A 10,629-nucleotide genomic window follows, 5' to 3' on the forward strand; every position below is an offset into this window, starting at 1 on the left:
CCGAATTATTTAAATGCTTTATTAAGTGCCTGGTCAATGTCATTTACAATATCCTCTAGGTCTTCTAGACCAACTGATAATCGAATCATATCAGGTCTTACTCCTGATGCCTGCTGTTCTTCTTCACTTAACTGCTGGTGTGTTGTACTGGCCGGATGAATAGCCAGTGTCCTGGTATCACCAACATTGGCCAGGTGTGATACCAGTTGCAGACTTTCAATAAACCTTTTACCGTTCTCGATACCACCCTTAATACCAAAGGTAAGTATACCACCAGAACCCTTTTTAAGATATCTAGCTGTATTAGCATGTGTATCATGTTCTACTGTTGAAGGATATTTTACCCAGCCCACCTTCGAATTGTTCTGTAAAAACTCAACTACCCCTGCTGCATTTTGACAATGCCTCTCCATCCTCAAACTAAGTGTCTCTAACCCCTGTAAGAGCAGGAAAGAATTGAAAGGGCTTATACAACTGCCCAGGTCCCTTAAAAGCTGTACCCGTGCTTTACCAATATAAGCAGCCTCAGCAAATTGCTCCTGATATCTAAGGCCATGATAGCTGGGATCTGGTTCAACCAGTTCAGGAAACTTACCATTACCCCAGTCAAAATTACCACTGTCAACTATGACACCACCTATTGATGTACCATGTCCACCAATAAATTTGGTCGTAGAATGTAAGACAATATCAGCCCCATAATCAAATGGCCTACACAAATATGGTGTTGCAAAGGTATTATCCATAATTAAAGGAATCCCTGCTTGATGGGCTACCCTGGCAATCTCTTCTATATCTGGTACTACAAGTTCAGGGTTACCTATGGTTTCAACATAAAGAGCCCTGGTCTTTTCATTAATCTTCTCCTTAAAACTGTCTGGGTTACTGGCATCGGCAAAGCTGACCTTAATACCCAGTTTAGGCAGGGTATGTTTAAAAAGATTATAGGTACCACCATAGATAGAACTACCACTTACAATCTCATCCCCCTGTCTGGCGATATTGAGTACTGCTAATGTCGCAGCCGCCTGTCCCGAAGAAACAGCCAGGGCACCTATTCCCCCTTCAAGGGCAGCTATCCTCTTTTCCAGGACATCAGTAGTAGGATTCCCGATACGTGAATAGATATTACCCTCTTCCTCCAGTCCAAATAAACGTGCCGCCTGATCAGTGTCTTCAAATACAAAGGAAGTAGTCTGATAAATCGGTACTGCCCTAGCACCAGTTGTAGGATCCGCTTCCTGTCCACCATGGATTGATAGTGTATCAAAACCTAATTCATTATTATTCACGATTATTAATACCTCCTAAAATTTATAACCTTCCTGTTCTTGAACAAGTGAATATATCAGCCTGATTTGCTCAAAAATAACCCCTGTAGTAATAAAAAAACTTTTTCTCCTAATAGAGAAAAAGTCACCTTTTTCCTATCTATCAGGTTTTTACCTGCTGGAATTAGCACCACACAATTAAAACTATTGCTGGTTGCCGGGTTTCATCGGGCCAGTCCCTCTACCACTCTTGATAGGTTCTTTTATTTAATTGTTATTTATCTTAACACATAAAATACCATCTGTCAAGAAAAATATGAGTGACAAGGGGACGGTTCGTTTGTCACACTCTCTTTTTTTAAAACCGTCTTGCTAATTTTCCTCTTTTATAATAAAATTATTTTTATAGAGATTAAATTGTCTAGAAAGGGATGATCTTCTGTTTTACCTGTGGCTTAAATTTATTATTATAGCGGGACTAATCATTATATCTGGTACATATCTATCTAAATTTGGTGATATTATTGCCGAGAAAACAGGACTAGGACAGGCCCTTATCGGAGGGATACTCCTTGCACTGGCAACTTCATTACCAGAACTGGTTACATCAATAACCTCTTCTTTAGTTGCTGTCCCTGATATAGCCATTGGAAATGTCTTTGGTAGTAATACCTTTAACCTTATGATACTGGCTATTGCCGATTTGCTTCACGGTCAGGGACCACTTATGTTAAAGGTGAAATACAGTCATATACTATCTGGACTACTGGGTATACTCTTATCTGGTATTGTAGCCTTTAGTATTATGGTCTATCACTTTACATCCTTTAATTTTACAATCTCCAGTATTGGTCTGGAAAGCATAATTATTGTCTTCACTTACCTTTTTGGGGTAAAATTAATTTTTCGTTATGATAAAAAAAATCCCCTTGATAAAGACGAGATGGAAAAAGAGCTGTATGGCCATATAAAATTAAAAAAGGCCTTAATAGGATTCTCCCTTAGTGCTGTAGTTATTATCTTTGCCGGTATTCAATTAACACTAACTGGAGATAAGATCTCTACCGTGACTGGTATTGATAAAACATTTATCGGTAGTATTCTAATCGCTGCAGCCACTTCACTCCCTGAATTGGTAGCAACAATCGCTGCCATCAGGATAAATGCCTATAATATGGCCATAGGTAATGTCTTTGGTAGTAATATCTTTAATATGATTATTGTCTTTTTTGCAGACCTGTTTTATACAAAAGCACCTGTTCTATCAGCTGTAAGTGTCCTACATATAATAACCGCCCTTATTGGTTTAATCATGAGTGCTATTGCCTTAATAGGACTCTTCTATCGATCAAAAAGGACCGTATTTTCTATTGGTTGGGATACACTCTTCATTAGCATTGTCTATTTTCTTGGTGTTTATCTACTCTTTCACCTGGGAATAAACATCTAATCTATTATAAATTCGGGAGGATTATCTATGGATAAAAATAATAAAAAATTACTTATCAAAAGGGCTATTGAAGCCCGTAAAAATGCCTATGCACCATATTCTAATTTTAAGGTTGGGGCTGCCCTACTCACTAAAAGCGGCAGAATTTTTCAAGGATGTAATATTGAATCAGCATCCTTCACCCCAACTATTTGTGCTGAAAGAACTGCAATCTTCAAAGCTGTCTCTGAAGGGGAAACAGACTTTACAGCAATTGCTATCATAGGTGGTAAAACAGGTAAAAAAATAGATATTTCTAATTCTGCTCCCTGTGGTGTGTGCCGCCAGGTAATGAGAGAATTCAGCAATAATCTCAAAATCATTGTTGCTGCTTCAGAAAATGACTTTAGAGAATACAGTCTTGATGAAATTTTACCTCATAGCTTTGGACCAGAGGCCTTAAATTAATAATAGGACTAGTTCAAAATATCCATATCAATTAAATCATTATAAGCATTCTTAATCTCCTCTTTAGTAAAATAAGGTTTTTTCTCCTGAACTTTTTCTACTAACCGGGTTATAGACAGGTCTTGAGACTCATTTAAGAGAAAGACCAGAGCTGCCCTTAGTTCTAATTCTTTTTCTGTATAATTGCCAAAAAGATCTATAACTAACGAAATTTTCTCTCTATATTTAGCTATAGATTCTTCATCACAGCTAATCACTTTACTATACTTAATACCCGGTGTTATACTTGAACCTATATATTCCCCTTCCTGAATATAATCAATTACCAGAAAATCAGTAGCAAATAAATAATCAAGATCATTGATCAGCTCTATCGAATAAGGCCCATAGGTATATAATTTAAACTCATAAGCAGTTGGAAACGAATATAAAGCCTGTAATAAGAAAACCATTTTTTGCAAAAACATCTTACTTAATCTTAAATCTCTCTGGGACATCTCTCTACTAATCTCTACCAGTAAAGTATACTTCAAAGAATTATCCACTTCTATAACCCCCTCTATAAAATTTTATCCTATCCCTTTAATAAAATATGTCTAAAATTTAAAAAAATGACTATGATAATAAATCTTAGACAAATAATATAATTTGGGATATTTTAAAAGTTATATTTTGATATTTAGTGAAATAATAATATCAAGGCACTATAAGGGGGGATAGCCTATAGAGGTAAATAATAATCACTTTAAAGAAAAAATGAACGAAATGCCCATTGAAAATCATCAGACTGCAGCCTGGATAAATATTGAGGGCCTTCAGGGGAGTGGCCGGGTATTTAACCCAGCTTATCTGGGGGTTGAACAGGCTAAAGAATATGTTGATGAAAACGAAAAATAATTATTAAGTGCCTTATTCATTATAATAGCAGCGGTCATTTAAGCCGCTGCTATTATAATATCCTTAATTATACTGCATTTCTGCTAATCTTTTGTAATTATTATATCTCTCTGTAGCATCTCTTTCGGCCTTAGCAAATAATTCCTCAGCAATTTCCGGGAAGGTATTTTGTATCTGGGTAAAGCGTATCTCTGACATCATAAAATCATGAAGAGAACCAGCTGGTTCTTTGGAATCAAGAATAAAGGGATTTTTACCTTCCTCTTTTAATAATGGGTTATACCTATAGAGATGCCAGTATCCTGTCTCTACTGCCCTCTTTTCCTGAGCTACAGACTTACCCATACCTGTCTTAATACCGTGGCTGACACAGGGAGAATAAGCTATAATTAAGGAGGGTCCATCATAGCTTTCAGCCTCTGTAATAGCCCTGATAGTTTGATTCATATTGGCCCCCATAGCTATCTGGGCAACATAGACATATCCATAACTGATGGCCATCATTCCTAGGTCTTTCTTCTTTGTCCGTTTGCCTGAAGCAGCAAATTTGGCTGCAGCAGCTGTTGGTGTTGCTTTAGATGATTGGCCACCTGTATTAGAATAAACCTCTGTATCATAAACCAATACATTTACATCTTCTCCTGATGCTAAGACATGGTCGAGGCCACCATAGCCTATATCATAGGCCCAACCATCCCCACCAATAATCCACTGTGATTTCTTAACCAAATAGTCTCTATGGTTTAGTATTTCCTGAATAAGTTTATGATTTGAATATTGATCAGCACTTATCACTGAAAGGAGTCTACTGCTTGCCTCTTTAGAACCCTCTCCATCATTCATTTTATCTATCCATTCCTGAAAAACCTTTTTACATTCTTCATTCAGGTCTGAACTGATTCCTTCAGTCATCAGGTTCTTAAGCCTTTCCCTAAGCTGGCTTACTGCTAGATACATACCAAATCCAAATTCAGCATTGTCCTCAAATAATGAGTTTGCCCAGGCAGGTCCTTTACCTTCCCTGGTAGTGGTATATGGTATTGATGTCTCACTGGCACTCCAGATAGAAGAACAACCTGTTGCGTTAGCAATTAACATCCTGTCCCCAAATAGTTGGGTAGCAAGTATTGTATAGGCAGGTTCACCACAACCTGGACAGGCACCATGAAACTCAAGTAATGGTTTAGCAAATTGACTACCCTTGACAGTTGTTTTTTTCATCAGCTTATCCTTATAGCTAACATTATTGGCAAGATACTCCCAGTTTTCTACCTGTCTGGGTATTTCCTCTTCAGCATTTACCATCACCAGGGCCTTGTCAGGTGCCGGACAAATATCAGCACAATTGGCACAACCAGTACAATCAAGGGTACTTACCTGAATACGATAGTGATAACCCTTAACCCCTTTACCCACGGCCTCTTTAGTTTCCAATGTATCAGGGGCATTTTCTTTTTCCTCTTCATCCAGTAAAAAAGGACGAATTACTGCATGTGGACAGACATAGGAACACTGATTACACTGAATACAATTTTCTGTCTGCCACTGGGGAACCATTACTGCTATACCACGTTTTTCATAAGCACTTGTGCCCAGTGGAAATGTACCATCTTCCATGCCTTTAAAGACACTGACAGGTAATTCATCCCCTTCTCTCCTGGCAGCAGGCCTTTTGATTTCTTTCATAAACTGCGGTTCATCTTTAAACGGATATTCTTCTTTCTGGCCTTTAATTTCCTTCCATTCTGCTGGTAATTCAACTTTAACAAGATGTTCCAGGGCCATATCTACAGCCTTATAGTTCATATCAACAATCTTTTGACCTTTCTTTCCATAGGTCTTATCTATAAATTCCTTAAGGTATTGTATAGCCTTATCTATTGAAATAACATCAGTCAACTTAAAGAAAACAGTCTGCATAACCATATTAATTCGGTTACTGAGACCAACTCCCTGGGCAACACTTACTGCATCAATAATATAGAAATCAATATTATTATCTACAAGATACCTTTTGATAACTGCTGGGAGTTTTTCATCAAGTTCATCCTGACTCCAGGGACAGTTTAGTACAAAGGTGCCATTGTCTTTTAACCCCTGTAATATATCGTAATGATAGATAAATGATTTGTTATGACAGGCTATATAATCTGCATTATAGACAAGATAGGAAGATTTGATTGGACTATCACCAAACCTCAAGTGTGAAATTGTAGTACCACCAGATTTTTTACTGTCATAAGCAAAATATCCCTGGGCATATAAATCAGTCCTATCACCGATAATCTTAATAGCCATCTTATTGGCACCTACTGTCCCGTCAGAGCCAAGTCCCCACAACCTACAACTAACAGTGTTTTTAGGTGAAGTATCAACCACATCAGTTTCAGGCAGAGAACTATCTGTAAGGTCATCAACTATCCCAATTGTAAAGTGATCCTTAGAGTCATTTGACTTCAGATTATCAAATACTGAAATTATCTGTGAAGGCCTGACATCTTTTTGCCCTAAACCATAACGCCCACCAATAATAACCGGTTGTTCAGCACTACCGTAAAATAAAGCTTTTAGATCTTCATATAATGGTTCACCAGGGGCACCAGGTTCTTTAGTTCGATCTAAAACAGCTATCTTCCTAACCGTTTCAGGTAATACTTTAAAAAAGTATTTTGAGGAAAAAGGTCTATAGAGGTGAACCTTAATCATCCCTACTTTTTCACCCTGCTTCATTAAATAATCAACTACCTCTTCTATGACATTACAGCCTGAAGCCATTGCTATGACAACATATTCAGCATCTTCAGCACCATAGTAGTTAAAAGGGTGATAGTCCCTATCAGTTATTTTATTAATCTCCTGCATATATTCCTCTACAATATCAGGTAGAACCTCATAAAACCTATTACCTGATTCCCTCTGTTGAAAGTAAAGGTCAGGATTTTGAGCAGTTCCCCTTAAAACAGGCCTGTCCGGGTTTAAGGAATTATCCCTGAAAGACTGTACTGCCTCATAATCAATTATCTTAGCAAAGTCTTCGTATTCGATAACATCTACTTTATTGATTTCATGTGAAGTACGGAACCCATCAAAAAAATGCAAGAAAGGTATTCTGGACTTGATAGCAGCTAAATGTGCTATTCCACCCAGGTCCATTACCTCCTGGACACTACTGGATGAAAGGATAGCAAAACCAGTCTGTCTGGTTGCCATTACATCTGAATGTTCACCAAAAATTGACAAGGCATGGGTGGCAACAACCCTGGCACTTACATGAAATACCCCTGGTAAAAACTCACCTGAAATTTTATACATATTTGGTATCATAAGCAGTAAACCCTGTGAGGCTGTATAGGTAGTTGTCAGAGCACCTCCCTGTAGAGAGCCGTGTACCGCACCTGCCGCTCCAGCTTCTGACTGCATCTCAGTTACCCTGACCTGCTGTCCAAATAGGTTTTTTTTACCCTGGGCTGACCACAAGTCTACCTTTTCTGCCATAGGTGATGATGGTGTAATAGGATAAATAGCCGCCACATCTGTAAAGGCGTATGAAACATATGCTGCAGCTTCATTGCCATCCATTGTTTTCATATTATTTGACATGTTTTTCCTCCATTCGTATATAAACTGTTATTAATAGTATTAAACATAATGTTATTTAAATACCTATTTTACTCTATTAAATAAAAAAAAGACCAAAATAACAGCTAAAATACTACCTGGTCTTATCATACAACACTATTCTTTTAATATTTATCTTTTTTCTAAAGCAAATGAAAATAGCAAGGCAAGAAAACAAAAAAATACTACTAATATAAGAATAAATCTTATATTATAATAATTTGCCAATAAACTCCCTAGTAATGTAAGAAAAGTCATTGGTAATGATATTGTATTTGTCATTCCAATATAAACTGCCCTTTTATTATCAGGTACAACTGAAATAATATAATTCATAAAACCAGGCCAGCCTACTATGGCAGCACCAGAGGCAAAACAAATAATTTTCCACAAGGTAAAATGTAGCATATTAAGTCCTGGAACAAAAGTAAATAATGATAATATAGGTATTAAAATATTGGTAATAACTACAGTTTGAATAGACAATCTATTTGTAAAGTAATGACTGATCAAACCCCACATTCCACCACCAATTACTGTCCCTAAAACCTGATAGCTTATTAATATTCCTATTGAATAATCATCTAAAACCATTAACCTCCTGGCAAATACTATGTATAAAGGCAGAGCAAGAAAACTACTATAATTAAGAATTAAGGTAATCATGACATAGATATAATTCTTATTTGCCATAAAATATTGAGGCATTTTCTTTAAAAATACTATAAAACTCTCTTCTGGCGCTTTCTTTCCCCTTTGATAATCTTCCATTTTAGCAAAGGTAAGTGATGAAAGAATAAAAAACAAACCACCAAGACCAAAGATAATTAAAAATTTTGTTTGGGTAAGCAAAATAGCATTATGTAAAATCAATTTTATTATTATCCCTGCCAGGGCTCCTCCCAGACCACCTAGAAACAATATATACGAAAATAATTTGCCCCTGTCACTCTCTCTGATACTACCCCCAATCAGGTCTAACCAGGGGACATTTATTATTCCATCAGCCAGTCCTAAAAAAGAACACAATAATAAAAAGCCAATAACCGTTTGTAATGATACATCATAAATAAAATATATAAACAAAAAAACAAATATAAATAACCTAAAGAAAAGACTGGCATATGTCATAAACCTGGGATATTTCTTAATCTTAAAGGCATAATAACCCATCATAATCTGGGGGATAATAAAAAGTAGATTCCTTAAAGTTGCTGCCAGGGCAGCAAGATTCATATTATTAGTCAACATATCTATAAAAACAGGAAGAACTGAACCAGATTCAAAGAAAGGATTAGCAGTATAATAAAATATCTCCTCTAAAACAAGGTAGAAAAAATTAGATGATTTCTTACGAAACACCTTTAACATTTAATCAGCCTCCTACTAAATACCTATATCACTATTTTTCTGATTATACAATATTTAAAACTTAGTCTTACCCTGATTATTCATATTTACAATCTTCAAAAATTCTGCTGTATAAAAATATGAAAATTGGCTTCTTCCCCTGATTTAATTGGCTTTCCATATATAAATTTTCCTGAAGAGTTTTTAAGAAAATTAATATTTGCTCCTATACCTATAGAGCTTATAAAATCTTTATCACTAATTCCTTCATCATTACCTTTATAAGGAAAAACACCACCATGATCAATGAAAATAATCCCTTCTATTTTTTTAGTTAATGGTTTCATCAATTGAAGACTTAATAAATATCCCTTATCCCCTGACAGTTTTCCTCCAGGGTAACCCCGTACTGTTGACATACCTCCTAACTGGAATTGGTCAGGTGATGGAAGCAAATCATCTTTTGAATACTGAACTAATCCTTTGAATTGTAATATACTTTCCCATTTAAATCTTTGCTGTCTAAGAAAAGTCCCATTATATTTTAAAAATCTTTTGTCAGTATCGGATCGGGTATGTGTCAAATCATGATTAATAACCCATACCCCCTTTTTATCAATAAATTGAGTGGAAACCCCGAGAACAAAACTCTGTAATCTTGTCCTTAATAATTCTACCCCTGAAAACATGGTGCCTGATTCTGTATTATGTAGTTCTAAATAGCCATATACTTTCTTTTTTAAATCAATTCTCAGGGGATGATTAATACTAATATTTAAATCAGTAAAATCTCCATCTATATCAATATCCTTAAATTCCCCTGAGATAATATCTGTCTGATTTTTATTGTATCCCATACTTAGCCTTGTACCAGATATATTTAGTGGAAAATTATAGGATACAGCTCCAGCAGTACTTCCTTCTGTAGCTATTAAATTGATATTAAATCTGTCACGATATCTAAATAGACTTTTATCAGTAAAGGCCATACCAGTACGCCATTCCCCCGTTTCATTACGGCCACCATTATCACAAAAAATAATTGTCTGTATATTATCTGGTTCCTTTACATTAAAAACTATATCTGTTTCTGCAAATTTTTTCCCAGATTTTAATTTAGCCGAAATCTGCACGTCATTTGTCCTATTAAAGTAGTTTATATTCCTTTCAAGACTATCCAATTTAATAAGATCATCTGATTTCAAACTAATTCTTTTTAAAAAAAAGCTATCCCTGGTATTTTCATTATTTTCTATTAATATTTCTCCCACCCGGCCTTCCACTAATTTAATCCTCACAATACCATTCTTGATTTCCTGTGGTGGAAGAATAGCCCGGGCAGTAATATAACCCTTTTCTATATAAAGGTCATTTATTTTCTTCACAAGACCCTGCAAAACCTTCATATCAATTTTTTTTCCTTCAAAAGCAGCAATTATATCCTCTATCACAGCTGATGATAATATTTTAGAATCATCTGTCACTATTTTATCAATATAAATATCCTCAGCCTGGCCAATTGCAATGTTTACAAGTATTATACATATAAGAAAAACTACTATTTTTTTGGCCATATTTTGTCAACTCCCTAAATTA

General features: G+C 35.8%; 8 protein-coding genes and 1 riboswitch. Of the genes, 3 read left to right on the top strand and 5 right to left on the bottom strand.

The window, feature by feature from the left end:
• Positions 1-5 precede the first annotated feature (5 nt).
• Positions 6-1,292: an O-acetylhomoserine aminocarboxypropyltransferase/cysteine synthase family protein gene (locus D7D81_RS15310; RefSeq protein WP_205739238.1), complete on the bottom strand. Its 1,287-nt coding sequence runs from the start codon at positions 1,290-1,292 to the stop codon at positions 6-8.
• Positions 1,293-1,424: 132 nt separating this feature from the next.
• A riboswitch (SAM riboswitch) is annotated at positions 1,425-1,531 on the bottom strand.
• Positions 1,532-1,758: 227 nt separating this feature from the next.
• Here D7D81_RS15310 and D7D81_RS15315 point away from each other — a divergent pair.
• Together D7D81_RS15315 and cdd are read left to right on the top strand one after the other, a co-directional pair.
• The gene (locus tag D7D81_RS15315) at positions 1,759-2,721 is read left to right on the top strand and encodes a sodium:calcium antiporter (protein WP_353622132.1); all 963 of its coding nucleotides are present in this window, start codon (positions 1,759-1,761) and stop codon (positions 2,719-2,721) included.
• Between the two features lie 27 nt (positions 2,722-2,748).
• Complete coding sequence (gene cdd, locus D7D81_RS15320; RefSeq protein ID WP_125990920.1) at positions 2,749-3,168, top strand: cytidine deaminase; 420 nt, start codon at positions 2,749-2,751, stop codon at positions 3,166-3,168.
• An 8-nt stretch (positions 3,169-3,176) separates the two neighbouring features.
• Here cdd and D7D81_RS15325 read toward each other — a convergent pair whose 3' ends face one another.
• Positions 3,177-3,713 carry a hypothetical protein gene (locus D7D81_RS15325; protein ID WP_125990921.1) on the bottom strand — a complete coding sequence of 179 codons (537 nt, stop codon included), beginning with the start codon at positions 3,711-3,713 and terminating at the stop codon, positions 3,177-3,179.
• Positions 3,714-3,933: 220 nt separating this feature from the next.
• Between D7D81_RS15325 and D7D81_RS15330 the strand changes: the two genes are divergently transcribed.
• Positions 3,934-4,065, top strand: a complete 132-nt coding sequence (locus D7D81_RS15330; RefSeq protein WP_286169790.1) for a CDIF630_02480 family spore surface protein — start codon at positions 3,934-3,936, stop codon at positions 4,063-4,065.
• A gap of 63 nt (positions 4,066-4,128) precedes the next feature.
• Here D7D81_RS15330 and nifJ read toward each other — a convergent pair whose 3' ends face one another.
• From nifJ to D7D81_RS15345, 3 genes are all read right to left on the bottom strand, one after another.
• Complete coding sequence (nifJ, locus tag D7D81_RS15335) at positions 4,129-7,665, bottom strand: pyruvate:ferredoxin (flavodoxin) oxidoreductase (RefSeq protein ID WP_125990923.1); 3,537 nt, start codon at positions 7,663-7,665, stop codon at positions 4,129-4,131.
• A gap of 150 nt (positions 7,666-7,815) precedes the next feature.
• Positions 7,816-9,054, bottom strand: coding sequence for an MFS transporter (locus D7D81_RS15340; protein ID WP_125990924.1), 1,239 nt, complete (start codon positions 9,052-9,054; stop codon positions 7,816-7,818).
• A 95-nt stretch (positions 9,055-9,149) separates the two neighbouring features.
• The gene (locus D7D81_RS15345; protein ID WP_125990925.1) at positions 9,150-10,607 is read right to left on the bottom strand and encodes a ShlB/FhaC/HecB family hemolysin secretion/activation protein; all 1,458 of its coding nucleotides are present in this window, start codon (positions 10,605-10,607) and stop codon (positions 9,150-9,152) included.
• Between the last annotated feature and the right edge of the window lie 22 nt (positions 10,608-10,629).

The organism is Halocella sp. SP3-1, from assembly GCF_003953885.1.
In the GTDB taxonomy this organism is placed as follows: domain Bacteria; phylum Bacillota; class Halanaerobiia; order Halanaerobiales; family DTU029; genus Iocasia; species Iocasia fonsfrigidae.